We start from the raw sequence: 14,047 nt of genomic DNA, 5'->3' as shown, positions 1-14,047 counted from the left end.
GCGGTCGTGTTCGCCCGAATCCCCTCGTCCTCACCGAACTCGACAGGGTCCCCCTTGCGCTGCGGAATGCTGACCGGCACCACCTCGTCGGCGAACACGCCGTCCTTCCACGCCGCGGCGGCCCTCTGATGCGACTGCGCCGCCAACTCGTCCTGCTCGGCGCGGGTGAACCGATCCTGATCGTTGCGCTGCTCGGTCAACGCGCCCATCGGCTGATCGGTGAACACGTCGTGCAGCCCGTCATAGGCCAGATGATCCACCAGCGTCACATCGCCGTACTTGAACCCCTCCCGGCTCCCGGGCAGCAGATGCGGCGCTCGGCTCATCGACTCCTGACCACCGGCCACCACCACCTCGAACTCCCCGGCCCGGATCAGCTGATCGGCCAGCGCGATCGCGTCGATCCCCGACAGGCACATCTTGTTGATCGTCAACGACGGCACATCCCAGCCGATCCCGGCACCCACCGCGGCCTGCCGCGCCGGCATCTGCCCGGCACCCGCGGTCAACACCTGACCCATGATCACGTACTCGACGGCGTCGGCCGACACCCCGGCCCGCTCCAGAGCGCCCCGGATCGCCACGGCACCGAGATCACTACCCGAGAAGTCCTTCAGCGAACCCATGAGCTTGCCTACCGGAGTCCGCGCCCCAGAAACAATCACCGACGTAATCTTCTGGCTGGTCATCGCACACCTCCCACCGGCTGCTCGGCGCGAGCGTCGACGATGGGCGCCCCGGTGCGCTCGCGGACGTCGTCGACGGTCACATCGGGTGCCAGCTGCCGCACGTGAATCTCGTTGTCCACCAGATCCATCACGGCGAGGTCGGTGATGATCCGATCCACCACACCGGCGCCGGTCAACGGCAGCGAGCACTGCTCGACGATCTTCGCCGAACCGTCCTTGGCGTTGTGCTCGGTGATGACGACGATCCGACGGGTTCCCGCGACGAGATCCATTGCGCCGCCCATGCCCTTGACCAACTTGCCGGGCACCATCCAGTTCGCCAGGTCCCCGTTGGCGGCGACCTGGAGCGCGCCGAGAATCGCGATGTCGACGTGGCCGCCGCGGATCATCCCGAAACTGTCGGCCGAATCGAAGTACGACGCGCCGGGGACGGCGGTGACGGTTTGCTTGCCCGCGTTGATGAGATCGGGGTCGACGTCGGCGTCGAGCGGAAAGGCCCCCATGCCGAGGAGGCCGTTCTCGCTGTGCAGCATGATCCGCATGCCGTCGGGGATGAAGTTGGCCACCAGGGTCGGAATGCCGATACCGAGGTTCACGTAGTCGCCGTCGCTCAGTTCACGCGCCGCCAGCTCGGCCATCTCGTCACGTGTCCACGCCATGTCACACCTCCGCCGGCTGCTGCCGGATCGTCCGTTGTTCGATGAAACCCGTTGGCGCCGTGACCACGACGTGATCGACGTAGATGCCCGGCGTCATCACATCGTCGGGATGCAGGTAGCCGTCGACGACCTCCTCCACCTCGGCGACACAGACCCGCCCGCACGTCGCGGCCAGCGGGTTGAAGTTGCGCGCGGTGAGGCGGTAGCGGAGGTTGCCCTCGACGTCCGCCGACTTCGCATGCACCAGTGCGAGATCCGCGACTATGCCGCGTTCGAGCAGGTACTCCTGACCGTCGAAGACCTCGGTCGGCTTGCCCTCGGCCACCGGGGTGCCGACGCCGGTGCGCGTGTAGAACCCGGCGATGCCCGCACCGCCCGCGCGCATGCGCTCGGCCAGGGTGCCCTGCGGGCAGAACTCGACCTCCAGCACTCCGTCGAGGTACTGCGAGGCGAACAGCTTGTTCTCGCCCACGTACGAGGCGAGCACCTTGGTCACCTGCCGGTTCTCCAGCAGCAGACCCAGACCCTTGCCGTCGACGCCCATGTTGTTGGACACGACGGTCAGATCGCGCACACCGCTGTCACGGACCACCTCGATCAGGCCCTGCGGAATGCCGCAGAGGCCGAACCCTCCGACGGCAATGGTCATCCCGTCGCGCAGCAGGCCGTCCAGCGCCGCGGCCGGGGTGTCCCGTACCTTCATGTCGACTCCTCACTCGCTTAACACGTCCATTGAGCGAACCTGAAGCCACTGTGCCTAATACTGTGACCCACGCCAATAATCGCCGCAGATCCGCTCGATCATCGAGCAGATCACCGAGATATCGTCCACTGAGTGGACGTGAGGGGACGACCATGTCGGAGGTACCCAGCGTCGTCGGTCGAGTCGCGTCCATTCTGCGAGCGCTCTCCGAACACTCCCGCCACGGCATCTCCACCACCGATCTCGCACGGTCGACGGAGATCCCCCGGCCCACCGCCCACCGACTCCTCGAAACGCTGGAAGCGGAGGGGCTGACGGACCGGGACCGCAGGACGGGGTTGTGGTTCCTCGGGCCTGAGGTCTTCGTCCTCGGTGCAGCAGCGGCGCCGCGCTTCGACGTCACCGAGAAGGCGGTCGACTGCGTCCACCGACTCGCCACGGAGACGGGTGAGAGCGCGTTCTTCTCGCTGCGTCGCGGCAACCAGACCGTCGTGATGCTGCGGGAGGACGGTGACTTCCCGATCAGATCGCACGTGCTCTACGAAGGTGCCCGGTTCCCGCTCGGCGTGGTGTCCGCGGGACTCGCCGTCCTGGCGTACCTGCCTGACGCCGACGTGTCCGGATATCTGAAGCGCGCCGACCTCGCGGGGCAGTTCGGCCGCGGCCACACTGCCGCCGCGATCCGGGCGAGGATCGCCCAGACCCGGACCGACGGCTGGGCGCTCAACCCCGGCCTGGTCGTCGAGGGTTCGTGGGGCATGGCGGCAGCCGTCTTCGATTCGCGCGGGATGCCCATCGGCGCGCTGACGCTGACCGGAATCGAGCAGCGCTTCAGCGACGAGCGTCGGCCCCGCCTCGGACATCTGCTGCTCCGGGAGGCGAATCGGTTGAGTCAGTTGATCAGTGGCGGCGACACGGCGTGACCAGGGATGTTGACTCGCCCCGTCGAACATGTGTTCTAATGGCGCTCACCCCGACAACCCAGAGGAGTTCGCCGTGACCCTGACTGTAGACGCTCCAGCCGCCGACGCGCTGACGGACGTGGCACCGCCCGCCGAGGAGAAGCCGGTGAAGGCGCCCGTGAAGAGGTCAGCCGGCAGGAAGGCCAAGACCATCGAGTTGATCCTCACCGTCACCGGCACCGCGGACGGCGAGTGGCGCGCTGAACTGAAGCAGGGCAGTTCCTACCTGGCTCGCGATCTCGCGGTCGCGGCGTCGGCCGTCTCCCGTGCCGCCAGGGAACTGCACGACGACCTCGCGACCCCGATCGACAGCATCATCGAAGAAGCCCGCTCGCAGCAGGCAGCCAAGGTCGCCGCGCTGGAAGCCGAACTCGAGGCCGCCCGTAGGGTTCTCGCCGATCTGGACTGAGGTCGTTCAGGCGGCGTTGCACCAGGCGAGGTGGTCGGCGTAGACGATCTCGATGCGACTCGCGGGCGGCCGCATTCGACCCGGCAGTGGCGGGGCCGCCGAGCGGTGCGTTGCTCCGGTGGGTGTGGTGAGTTCGGAGGTGTGGGTGCCGTCGCGCTCGCGTGCGGTGGTGACTCGCCAGCCGGGGGCTTGTTTGGCGTAGTTGCACGCCTCGCACGTGCCTTCGCCGTTGAGTTCGCTTGTCTGGCCGCCGCTCTGGTGCGGCTGCGCGTGGTCGGTGTGGCGGATCGGGGCGTCGCAGTACGGGGTGCGGCAGGTGTCGTCGCGGAAACCGATCAACCGGGCCAGACCCTTGGGGAACAGCCGGGCTCGCGACTCCATGGCGACCAGCGCCCCGGACGCCGGGTGACGGTAGAGCCGGCGCAGGGTGGCTGTGCAGCGTTCGTCGACGACCGCGTCGCCGGCCAGTCGGCAGGCGATCGCGGCCGGGATCGGACCGTAGCCGGGCACCCGCGCGGGGACGTCGTCACCGCCGAGCAGTGTCTCGTCGGTGATCACCAGGTCCACCGCGATCGGCACCGGGACCTCGGCGGGGCGGCCGGTGATGCGTTCGTAGAGGGTGTCGGCCATCACCTGACCGCGGCCGCGACCGTCGACGCTCAGATCGGCTTCCCGTTTCAGGGCGGCGTAGACCCCGACGCCCTTGGGCATCGGCAGCAGGGCCGTCACGTAGGTCATGTTGTCCGGTGCCGGTCGCACGGTGACGGTGCGTTCGGACTCGGCGCGCACGGCGCGGTCCACGACGGCCTGCGGGTCCAGTTCGTAGGCGATCGCCTTGGCGTCCGCGGCGATCCGCTTGTCGCCCTTGCCTTCCAGAGACGACGGGTCGGCGCACATCCGGCGGTCCAGTTCGCGGCGGTCCTCGACGTCCAGGCACGCCGACTCCCGCACGATCAGGGTGGCCCGCCACTCCGAGAGCGCCCCGGCCCTCAACGCGGCCAGGGTGTGGGGCATCTCGTGGACCAGCGCGCGGGCGAACCCGAGGTGGCGACCGCCCCGGTTCGGGGAGTCGTGGCGCGCGAGGGCGATCTCACTGCCCAGGCCCGTACAGCGGCGACGGGCGGGCACGCCCTCGGCGGCTTCCCGCGCGCGGCGCAGGGTCTCCAGTTCGACGGTCAGTTCGGCCTGCTCGGCGGCAGCGGCGGACTTGCCGAGCTCGAGCGCCTCGATGCGCTCGACCAGCGCAGTTTCACTTCTTTCGAACATGTGTTCGATACTACATCTTCCGGCCGACACGCTGTGTCGTCGCGGATGGCTACGTCGTCATCGTGGCGAGGTTGTGCCACAGGTTGCGCAGGCTGTCCGTACCTCCGAACAGTGTCGTGAAGTGCGTCGAGTCGGTGAGCACGATGTCGCCCGCGCGCTGACCGGCGGGGGGCATCCAGATGAGCGCGTTGAACTCGGTGTTCCCCGAGGCGGTGAACGGGTGCGGGCGATTCGGGTCGACCCGCTGACGCCCGAGCACCCGCAGACCGTCGCTCTCCGGCGCGGTGAGTTGGTAGTGCGGCAGGTGCGGGTGGAAGTTGAGGGTCGTGACGTTGTCCAGCAGTCCCGGAGTATCGAGATCTCGACACCCGTTGAGCGGTGCGATCTCCGTCGTTCCCTCGACGACCGCCGGTCGCAGACCCCAGGTGTTGTGCACCGGCACGTCGAGGGCCTTCATCAGCGACCGGGTGTACTGGCCGAAACGCTGTTGCCGGGGCACCAGGCGGTCGCCGTGGTGTTCGTACTCGACCTGGCGCTGCGCGTAGTCGTCGGTGAAGCCGACGTCGTGATGAGGGGCCAACAGCAGGCAGGTTCCCTCGCGCTGCAGCCACTCGGCGATGGCGGCAACCTCCTCGGGCGCCGCTTCCTGCTCGGAGAGCAGGTGATCCAGGCCGAACACCATGAGCGTGTCGGTGTCGTCGAGAATCCTCTCGTCGATGGGAAGTTTGTAGCCCGCCTGGTCGATTCGCTGGAACACGGCTACCGGGTGCCCGGTGGCCGCCTCGGCCACGGCCTGGAAGTCGAGGGTGGAGCGGTGAAAGAGTTCCAGTGTTCCCGCGATCCCCTGGAGGAAGTTCGCCTCCGCGTACTCCGGTGTCTCGTAGGCCGGCCATGCGACGTTGCGCACTTCGGTGATCGTGGAGAAGCGGTTCTCCATCGACGCCGGACTCCGCTGCGCTTCCCAGGGATAGCTCCACGTCCAGTAGATGCTGACGCGTCGACCGCTGGTGCGCGGTCGGGGGACGTGGCTCTGGTTGTAGGTCCGCGCCCTCGGCAGTGCAGTCATGGTGGATCCTTCACTCGCCTGGTGTGCAGAGGTAGCGGATCGCCCGCAGTCCGGGCAGGAAGAAGTACGCCCCGCCGGTGAGCGTCGTGAAGGCGGGAATGCCCTTGTGCACCTTGCGGATCGGACGCTTGGGCACGGTGAAATCCAGGGTTCCGTCCTGAGTGCCGCAGATCGGATCGTGCTCGTTGCCGAGTTCGTGGAACGCCTTGTCGTTGATCCACACGTTCTGGGCGAACTCGAACTGGCGGACGAGGTCGGCGCAGATGATGAACGCGGCGATGCCTCGAGCGGCGCCGTCGTCCGGTTCACCGTCGGGAAGCGCCGGACCATACGTCGCACCTCGCCGAATCATCCGCCGCCGATTCATGTAGTGCCCGGTGTCCCGCGGATTGAGTCGCCGCGCATGGGCCCCCAGCGGGCACGCGTAACCGTGGGGATCCATCTCCTTGTAGTTGAAATCGTTGTTGCGCAACGGGTCTGCCCCGAGCTCGGGATCGTCGTGCGTGGGCGCGAGCACCAGTGGGGCGCCGCTGCGCCAGCGTCCCATGAACTTCGCGGCGAGCAGTTCCGCGTCCTCAGGCGTGTCGGCCCGTTCATCGAGGTAGTCGCGAAACGACGCGACGTGTTCCTCGAGCCGCCGGTAGGCCATGTAACTTCCGTTGCGCGACAACACCTCGGGCTGGGGCAGACCGGCCACCGGACCGTTCTCGTCGGGATAGCCGAGGATGAACTCGCCCGGCTCCAGGGCCGGGCCGGAGCCGGGCGTCGGCTCCTCGCCGGATCCCTTCATCACCGGTTGCGACAGCCGGTCTCGGAAGCCGAAGTGATCGTGGGCGTAGTTGAACGGCGGCGTCGCGTTCAGGTCGAGATACGACAGGCTGCGAACGCCGTCGATCCTCGCGAGGAGCGCGTCGTGCTCCTGCAGTGAGCGGACACACTGCTCATCGGTGCGGGAGAAGAGGATCGCGATTGCGTGCAGGTCATCGCCCGCCAGCCCACCGACCCAGTGCTCCGGCGCGTTCGCGCCGACATCGCCCAGAATATCGGCCCGAGCGGTCATGCCCTCCCGGAACTCGGCGGGAAACGTCGCCAACGATTCGTCGGGCACGCCGAGTGCGCGCAGCCCGTTCCAGGTGAACGCAACGGTGATCCAGCGATCGGACTCCTCCATCGTCGCGCTCACATCGGCCGCCGACTGCACGAGGTCCGCCAGCTCCGACAGCCACGCCCGGCCGCCCTCGGCGGTATCGAACGTCAGGAATTCATAGCGCCCGGTGATGGCCGGGGTACGGGTCAGCAGGATGTGCTGAATGTCGTCGAGCTCGAGCATTTACTGCATCTGATCGAGCATGTCCGAGAAGGCGGCCTTCAAGCGAAGGGCTTTCTTGATCTCGTCTGCCGTCACGTACGGATACTCGCCGTATTCGAGGAAGCTCGGCACCTGGTGATCCCGAACGAATCTGATGAAGGCCTCGGGATTCTCCTTCCAATCCTCGGGAAAACCTTCGAGCTGGGTGAAGATGGTGGTGATGCCGGTCGCGCTGAACAGCTGAACCGCATCCTCGGTGTACTTGTCGAAGTCGGTGTCGAAGATGCCCATGTACTGGAAGTGCAGACCGGAACCCACGTCGAAGAGATTCCAGCGCAGGTAGTGTAATCGCAACGGCGCCAACGCCTCCGGGCTGGCGGCGATGGTCTCCTCGATGGTCTTCCCGTACGCGCGAACCACGTCCTCGCGACCTTCCTTCACCTTGGCGATGATGGAGAATCCGTGACACGCAGGGGTTCTGGGATACACCGGGCCGTAGCGACCGCGCTCCAGCTCGAAGTAGCCCTCCTTCGGGATGGCCACCGCAGCCGGCTTGCTCCAGTCGGGCTCGTGTGCAGCCATGTCGCGGCCTCCCTCGATGGTCAGGAACACCGGACATTACATTCCGAGTTCAACGAAAACTGCACATTCGACGAGGTGATCCGACCAAGAACGTCGACGTGTCCGCTCGAAAAAAGTGCCGTGAACTTAACTAATTTGCCAGCGCCGCAGTGCTTTCAGGTACGGCGGTTTCACTGGGACCCAGCACCGATCACGAGTTTGCCAATCGCGTCCCCCACCCGCTGAACCGGGGCTAGTATTCGCGAACCGCTGGTCCTGCCGCATCGACAAGATGCCGATGTCCCACAGGGCTCTTCATCCAAGGAGCGACCGTGCGAGTGATACATCGCTATGTGAGCGCAGGGTTGGCGGTGATGGCCGTGCTACCCGTCAGCGTCGTCACCGCGTCACCGGCGGTGGCGGACTGCGTCCAAGCCGGCAATGCGACCGTGTGCAGCAGTACGGGCGAAGTCCGGGGCGGCGGTCCGACTCCCCCGACCGCGGGCCCGTACTACCCCTCCTACTGCGCCGATCCCTGGTACTGCGACGACGGGTGGGACATGGACATCATCATCGGCGGAGGCCGACCCGGACGACCCGGCGGCATCGGCCCGCGCTGAGCACCGCGACCCACCCACCACCCATCGATTGGAGACTCCCGTGTACATCCGCACCCTGATCGGCGCCGGGCTGATTGCCGGCGCGACCCTCGTCGGCACCTCGGCGACCGCCGCCGCCGATCCACCCAACTGCACCGCGGCCGACCTGGCCGGCGTCATGTCCGGCGTGTCCGCCGGCACTTCGGCCTATCTGTTCACCCACCCCGACGTCAACGCCTTCTTCACCGGGCTCAAGGGCAAGTCCAGGGATGAGATGCGCACGGAGATCGAGGCGTACATGCAGGCCAATCCCCAGGTGGCCGACGAGCTCCGAGCGGTCAGACAGGCCGCCACCGACTTCCGGGACCGCTGCAACGCACCTCTTCCCGAGATGCCGATGGGCTGACGTCCGCGCGTTAGTGGATCCGAGCGCTGCCGCCGAGGCCGATCTCGAGGACGCTGCCGGTGACCACGCCGGGGTCGGTGACCAGGTACAGCAGCCCGCGACTGACGTCCTCGGGTTCGATCCACGGCTGCGGAATCGGATTGGCGCGCATCATCCGCTGGACCAGTTCGTCGGGAACATCGTCGGCGTCCACCGGCTGCACCATCGGCGTGTGCACCGTGGTCGGGCAGATGACGTTGACGGTGATGCCCTCCTTGGCGACCTCCAACGCCACCGATTTCGCGAGCCCGATGACGCCCCACTTCGTGGCGTTGTAGGCGCCCAGCTCGGGGATGCCCATCCGGCCGCCCATCGACGACGTCACGACGATCCGGCCGAAGCGCCGGCGGCGCATCACCGGGATCACCGCCCGCAGGACGTGGAACACACCCGTCAGATTGGTGTCGACGAGCTGATGCCAGACCTCGTCGGTCACCTCGTCCAGCGGCCCGGTGCTCACGATTCCAGCGTTGGCCACCAGAATGTCGAGACCACCCAGGCTGCTCACCGTTTCGTCGACGGCGGCGGACACCGCGTCGGGGTCGCGTACGTCCATCGGGATCGGCAGGCAGAGGCCGCCGAACTCCTCGACCTCCTTGGCCGTGGCCCGCAGGTCGTCCTCGGTGCCGAGCGGATAGGTCAGGTTCATCGGGCGGGGCGCGTCGGCGATGACGACGTTCGCCCCTTCCGCGGCGAGCGCGAGGGCGTGGGCACGACCCTGCCCGCGTGCACCGCCCGTGATGAACGCGACTCGACCTTCCAGCGCACCCATCCCCTAACCCTGCGTCGGATCCGCGAAAACCGGCTTCTCCCCTGACATTCCGGCCATGACGGCCGCGATCTGGTTGGGCGATCCGATCAGGCCCGTCTGAAGCTCGGATTCGAGCTTCAGGGCGCCACGGGCGTCGTCGCTCACCCAGGTCTCGTCGTACAGGCGCTTGGCGGCGCGGACGGCATCGGGTGACTTCTGCGCGATCTCCTCGGCGAGCTCGAGCGCCGCAGCCAGCGGATCCCCGCTGTTCCGCGTCACCAACCCGAGCGCGAAAGCGTCACTGCCGGAGACGATTCGGCCGGTGAACGTCAGCTCCTTCGCCACGTCGATCGGCACCAGCCGCGGCAGGGCCTGCGTAATGCCCATGTCGGGAACCAGGCCCCACTTGACCTCCATGACGGACAGTTTCGCATCCGGCGCGGCGATCCGGATGTCGGCGCCCAGCGCGATCTGAAGGCCACCTCCGAAGCAGTTTCCGTGAATCGCGGCGATGACCGGTGCGGGCACCAGCGACCAGTCGTAGCTCACGCTCTGCGCGAGGTTGGCCACGTGATCGCCGTCGCGCTCGAGCAGCACCCCGGTGCCACCCCGGCCGGACATGAAGCTCGCGACGTCGAGGCCCGAGCAGAAGCTCTTCCCCTCGCCGTGCAGCACCACCGCGCGCACCGACGTGTCGGCCGCGACCTGCGCCGCCGCCGCGACCAGGCCCTCGAACATCGCCTGGTCGAGTGCGTTGTGCTTGTCCGCCCGGACCATCGTCACCGTCGCCACACCGCTGTCGCCCATCCGGACGCGAACCCTGTCTTCGCTCATGCCTCGGAACCTACTCCGCCGGCGACCGGATCCGTCATAGTCACGGGCATGCGCGCACGCACCAGGGTCGGGCTCGCCGTCGTGTTCACCGGCTGCGTGGTCGCCGGCGCGTGCGCGGAGCCCGGCCAACCCACAGGCAGCGGCACCGGCAGTGGCGCATCGGCGGCACGCGCGCCGCTCGCCGTCTCGGCGGCGGGCACGACCGAGATCCCGGCGTGCGACTCGTACGTCGACGCGGCCGGGGGCGGCGAGGGAACCTTCTCGACGATCGCCGAAGCCGTCGAGGCCGCGACGAACGGTGCGATCATCTGCGTCGCCGAAGGCATCTATTCGGGCGAGGAGCTCGCGCCGGGCGAGAAGTACTTCACCCTCGCGGGAGGCTTCCAATCCGGTTCGGGCTTCACGGTCCGCGACTCGGCGGCATACGTCTCGAGGGTCGAGGGCGGCGGAACCGGCTCCTTCTATCAGGCGAGTGATCCGGCTCCGAAAGACGACGAGCTCGTCGCCATCGACGGCTTCGACATCAGCGGCTACGCGCAGGCGATCTCACGCTCGACGTACTTCATGGGTCGAATCGACATCACCAACAACACGTTTCACGACAACGCCTGCAACGACCCCGCTCTCATCGGCGCGGCGTTCTCGCTGTCGAACGTCAGGGCGACGATCGAGGGCAACGTGTTCACCAGGAACAGCTGCGGACGCGGCGGAGCGGGCGCACTCGACGACACCCTCGACCGGAACGACGTCACGTTCGCGAACAATCTGGTCACGGAGAACGCCGGCACCGAGCCCGAGAGCTCGCACGGTGGCGCGGTCTACCTGTTCGGCAACACCCTCACCGTCACGTCCAACGTCTTCGCCGACAACGAGGTAACGGGTTGGGGCGCGGGTCTTTACATCGGCGCGAACAACGGCGGCGGCCAGCACACGACGGCGACCCTGGCGTGGAACGTGTATCGCGACAACCGAGCCGGGATCACCGGGGGCGGCTTCTTCTGCGACGACTCCGCCACGTGCAGAGGCGAACACGAGATCTTCGACGGCAACTGCGGCGGGAACCTCTACGTCGACTCGGGTCCGGACGGCGCGGGTCCGACCACCGGCACGTTCGAGTACATGACGATCGTCAACGCCAAGGAGGTCGGCTGCAGCGGACCCGGTGCGGGCCTCACCGTCGACAACGGCAACGGCGCGGCCGACGACTACACGATCGCGAACTCGATCTTCTACGGCAACGAGGAGGGGGCCGACGTCGTCGCCAACTGCGGGGTCGACTCCTGCGACGCCGTGGCGGTCGACGTCTCCCACTCGATGGTGCAGACGGAGTACACCGACAACGGCGTCGCCGTCACATTCGGAGACGGTGTCCTCGCGCCCGCCGATCCGCTGTTCGTCAACGCCGCGAACGGCGACTTCCATCTCCGGTCGGCGAACGGCCACTGGACTCCGACGGGCTACGTGGACGACGACGCCTCGAGCCCCGCTCTCGGCAGGGGCGAGGGCGGTGTCGAACTCGGTGCGTACGGCAACAGCGACGAGGCCTCGCGCAGCTAGCTTTTCGGCAGCGCCCCGGCACGCGCGGGACTGACCGCCCTCGCCGACAGCGCGGCGACGGCGACGCCGATGAGCGGCAGCAGCAGCGCGACGTTGAGGGTGACGAGTTCCGAAAGCCATCCGATGAGGGCGGGTCCGGCGAGCAGTGCGATGTACCCGCCACCGATCACCCGCGAGAACTCCGTTCCCGTGACGCCCGGCACGTTCCCCGCCGCCGAGAACACCAGCGGGACGCCGCCCGACAGTCCGATGCCCAGAATGAGCCACCCCACGATGGTCAACGGCAGCGCGGGAGAGGCCACCACGACGGCTAGACCGATCGCCGACGCGATGCCGCCGTAGCGGAGCACCCACACCGCACCCTTCCTCGCGCTGACGTAGTCGGCGCTGAAGCGTCCGATGGTCATCGCCGTGACGAAGGACGCGAACGTCAGGGCGCCAAGCGCATTCGACGCTCCGAGATGCTCCTGGGCGTGCAGACTGCTCCAATCCATGGCGCTGCCTTCGGCCAGGTACAGCAGGAAGGCCACCGCGGCGAGCAGAATCAGCTTGCGACGCTTGGCCTTCGGCGCGAGTCCCGACCCCGCGTCGACGGGTCGCTCGGGCTGTGTCGGGCGTTCGGCGCCGTCGCCCAGCAGGTTCGGGGCGGTGACCGCCATCAGCAGCAGGCACGCCGTGCACACGACGACACTGCTCACGCCGAGGCTCCACGCAGCCGCCAACATGCCTGCGCCGACAAGTGATCCGACGACGCTGCCCACCGAGAACACGGCGTGGAACGCCGACATGATCGGCTTGCCCGCACGTTGTTCGACGGTCACCGCGCGCGCGTTCATGCCGACGTCGGCGATACCCGACGCGATCCCGAACACGAGCATCGCCGCGGCGAGCAGGATCGGGGTGGGCGCATTGAGCGGCAGTGCCAGCGTCGACGACATCGCCACGCCTCCGACGAGTGCCACGCGCGCGCCGCCCCACCGTGTGACGAGCGGACCGGCGATCTGCATTCCCACCAGCGCCCCCGCCCCCAGTAGAAGCAGCATCGTGCCGAGGGTTCCCGCCGAGATGTCGGTGCGCTCGGCGACCGACGGGATGTGCACGGCCCACGTGGCGATACAGGTGCCGAACACCGCGAACACCAGGAAGACAGCGGTGCGCGACCACGCCTGGCTGTTCGTCGACACGCGGTTGATCATCGCCTCCCCATGAAAACGGCCCCCGGAGAAGTCTCCGGGGGCCGTTCTACCTAGTAGCGGGGACAGGATTCGAACCTGCGACCTCTGGGTTATGAGCCCAGCGAGCTACCGAGCTGCTCCACCCCGCGATGGTGAACGCAAGGTTACCGGGGTCGCGGCTACAGCTCCAAATCGGCTGCTCAGCGAGGCGAATCCGCCGGTCCGGCGAAGTCGATGCTCTCCGCGGCCTCGTAGTCGCTGCGCTCGTAGCGCTCTGCGGCCGCAGCCAGCTTGTCGGCGTAGCCCTGCACGTCGTCGCCCAGTGCGCGGGCCTCGCCGCGCAGCGCACCACCGACGTCGAGACAGGCCGACGACGTCGCAAGCCCGTCCATCCCGCCGGCTCCCGCCGTCACGGCCAATCCCGCCTTTTCGCCGTGGAATTCGATCGCCACGCCCGCCAGACCCGCCGCGGCACCGCGCATCGATCCCGTATCGACTGCCAACGTGCCCGCGCTCATCCGGCCAGCCCCCTGGTGATCTGACGCAACTGATGAGCGGCAGCCCGATCGGCGGCGTCGAACTTCTCCAGCGCGGTCTGAATCGCCGTCTGCAGCGTCAGCCCCCGCAGCCTGACGTCCATCGCGAGCACGGGCGACAGCTTCGCCAGCGTCGCCAGGATCGGCCCCGGCGTCGTCGTGCCGTCATCCGCGATGTGGAACAACGTGGCCTCGACACCGGCTACCAGATCCGCGACTTCGGAGCGCAGATGGACGAGTTCCCCACCCGCCGCGGCCAACTCCCCCTGCAGCGCGTGCAGCGTGTCGCGATAGCGCCGCTGAGCGGCGAGCATGCTCTCGGCGTGATCCAGCGCCGCGGCCGACGCCGTCCCCGTCCACGTCGCCGACAACCCCTCGAGCCGGGACCGCTCCGTCGCGATGCGCTCGTCGACCTCGGCTGCACCCGCGCTGACCTCGCCGGAGGCCGTCACCAGCGAGGCGGGATTCGAGGCGAGCACTAGTGACACCGTCACCGGCATGCACGACCCCCCGTTCCTTCGGCCGC

The 14,047-nt window shown here is 67.8% G+C and carries 17 protein-coding genes and 1 tRNA gene; 5 read left to right on the top strand and 13 right to left on the bottom strand.

The window, feature by feature from the left end; all coding sequences use genetic code 11:
• From NM203_RS17200 to NM203_RS17190, 3 genes are all read right to left on the bottom strand, one after another.
• A partial coding sequence (locus tag NM203_RS17200; RefSeq protein WP_303624713.1) for a thiolase family protein occupies positions 1-689 on the bottom strand: 689 nt, incomplete at its 3' end.
• Entirely contained in the window at positions 686-1,348 is a 663-nt protein-coding gene (locus NM203_RS17195) for a CoA transferase subunit B (protein WP_255061225.1), read from the bottom strand. The genes NM203_RS17200 and NM203_RS17195, both read right to left, overlap by 4 nt.
• A gap of 1 nt (position 1,349) precedes the next feature.
• Positions 1,350-2,051 carry a CoA transferase subunit A gene (locus NM203_RS17190; protein ID WP_255061224.1) on the bottom strand — a complete coding sequence of 234 codons (702 nt, stop codon included), beginning with the start codon at positions 2,049-2,051 and terminating at the stop codon, positions 1,350-1,352.
• Positions 2,052-2,203: 152 nt separating this feature from the next.
• Here NM203_RS17190 and NM203_RS17185 point away from each other — a divergent pair, with 152 nt between their 5' ends.
• Both NM203_RS17185 and NM203_RS17180 read left to right on the top strand, forming a co-directional pair.
• Positions 2,204-2,974, top strand: coding sequence for an IclR family transcriptional regulator (locus NM203_RS17185; protein ID WP_255061223.1), 771 nt, complete (start codon positions 2,204-2,206; stop codon positions 2,972-2,974).
• 73 nt (positions 2,975-3,047) lie between these two features.
• Complete coding sequence (locus NM203_RS17180) at positions 3,048-3,422, top strand: DUF6319 family protein (RefSeq protein WP_255061222.1); 375 nt, start codon at positions 3,048-3,050, stop codon at positions 3,420-3,422.
• 6 nt (positions 3,423-3,428) lie between these two features.
• Here NM203_RS17180 and NM203_RS17175 read toward each other — a convergent pair whose 3' ends face one another.
• From NM203_RS17175 to NM203_RS17160, 4 genes are read right to left on the bottom strand one after another with little or no spacing between them, the layout of a single operon-like run.
• Positions 3,429-4,688: an HNH endonuclease gene (locus NM203_RS17175; RefSeq protein WP_255061221.1), complete on the bottom strand. Its 1,260-nt coding sequence runs from the start codon at positions 4,686-4,688 to the stop codon at positions 3,429-3,431.
• A 49-nt stretch (positions 4,689-4,737) separates the two neighbouring features.
• Complete coding sequence (locus tag NM203_RS17170; protein WP_255061220.1) at positions 4,738-5,754, bottom strand: hypothetical protein; 1,017 nt, start codon at positions 5,752-5,754, stop codon at positions 4,738-4,740.
• Positions 5,755-5,764: 10 nt separating this feature from the next.
• Positions 5,765-7,084, bottom strand: coding sequence for a Dyp-type peroxidase (locus NM203_RS17165; protein ID WP_255061219.1), 1,320 nt, complete (start codon positions 7,082-7,084; stop codon positions 5,765-5,767).
• A complete protein-coding gene (locus NM203_RS17160; RefSeq protein ID WP_255061218.1) occupies positions 7,085-7,645 on the bottom strand; it encodes a hypothetical protein in 561 nt (186 codons plus the stop codon).
• Between the two features lie 311 nt (positions 7,646-7,956).
• On the opposite strand from NM203_RS17160, the gene NM203_RS17155 reads away from it, so the two are divergent.
• Positions 7,957-8,244: a hypothetical protein gene (locus NM203_RS17155; RefSeq protein WP_255061217.1), complete on the top strand. Its 288-nt coding sequence runs from the start codon at positions 7,957-7,959 to the stop codon at positions 8,242-8,244.
• A gap of 40 nt (positions 8,245-8,284) precedes the next feature.
• Positions 8,285-8,629, top strand: a complete 345-nt coding sequence (locus NM203_RS17150) for a heme-binding protein (RefSeq protein WP_255061216.1) — start codon at positions 8,285-8,287, stop codon at positions 8,627-8,629.
• Between the two features lie 10 nt (positions 8,630-8,639).
• On the opposite strand, the gene NM203_RS17145 is transcribed toward NM203_RS17150, so the two are convergent.
• Together NM203_RS17145 and NM203_RS17140 are read right to left on the bottom strand one after the other, a co-directional pair.
• On the bottom strand, positions 8,640-9,440 hold the full coding sequence (locus NM203_RS17145) for a mycofactocin-coupled SDR family oxidoreductase (protein WP_255061215.1): 801 nt from the start codon (positions 9,438-9,440) through the stop codon (positions 8,640-8,642).
• Positions 9,441-9,443: 3 nt separating this feature from the next.
• On the bottom strand, positions 9,444-10,253 hold the full coding sequence (locus NM203_RS17140) for a crotonase/enoyl-CoA hydratase family protein (RefSeq protein ID WP_255061214.1): 810 nt from the start codon (positions 10,251-10,253) through the stop codon (positions 9,444-9,446).
• 48 nt (positions 10,254-10,301) lie between these two features.
• On the opposite strand from NM203_RS17140, the gene NM203_RS17135 reads away from it, so the two are divergent.
• Positions 10,302-11,810, top strand: coding sequence for a right-handed parallel beta-helix repeat-containing protein (locus NM203_RS17135; RefSeq protein WP_255061213.1), 1,509 nt, complete (start codon positions 10,302-10,304; stop codon positions 11,808-11,810).
• Here NM203_RS17135 and NM203_RS17130 read toward each other — a convergent pair.
• From NM203_RS17130 to NM203_RS17115, 4 genes are all read right to left on the bottom strand, one after another.
• Positions 11,807-12,994, bottom strand: coding sequence for an MFS transporter (locus tag NM203_RS17130; RefSeq protein ID WP_255061212.1), 1,188 nt, complete (start codon positions 12,992-12,994; stop codon positions 11,807-11,809). The genes NM203_RS17135 and NM203_RS17130 overlap by 4 nt on opposite strands.
• A gap of 66 nt (positions 12,995-13,060) precedes the next feature.
• Positions 13,061-13,134 (bottom strand) — tRNA-Met (locus NM203_RS17125).
• A gap of 51 nt (positions 13,135-13,185) precedes the next feature.
• Positions 13,186-13,503 (bottom strand): type VII secretion target, encoded by a 318-nt coding sequence (locus NM203_RS17120; RefSeq protein ID WP_255061211.1) that lies wholly within the window; start codon positions 13,501-13,503, stop codon positions 13,186-13,188.
• Entirely contained in the window at positions 13,500-14,015 is a 516-nt protein-coding gene (locus NM203_RS17115) for a WXG100 family type VII secretion target (protein ID WP_255061210.1), read from the bottom strand. The genes NM203_RS17120 and NM203_RS17115 overlap by 4 nt, the downstream gene beginning before the upstream one ends.
• Positions 14,016-14,047 lie beyond the last annotated feature (32 nt).

It is taken from the genome of Mycolicibacterium arenosum (genome assembly GCF_024320865.1).
GTDB classification, from domain to species: Bacteria; Actinomycetota; Actinomycetes; order Mycobacteriales; family Mycobacteriaceae; genus Mycobacterium; species Mycobacterium arenosum.
This window is presented reverse-complemented; position numbering and strand designations above follow the sequence as displayed.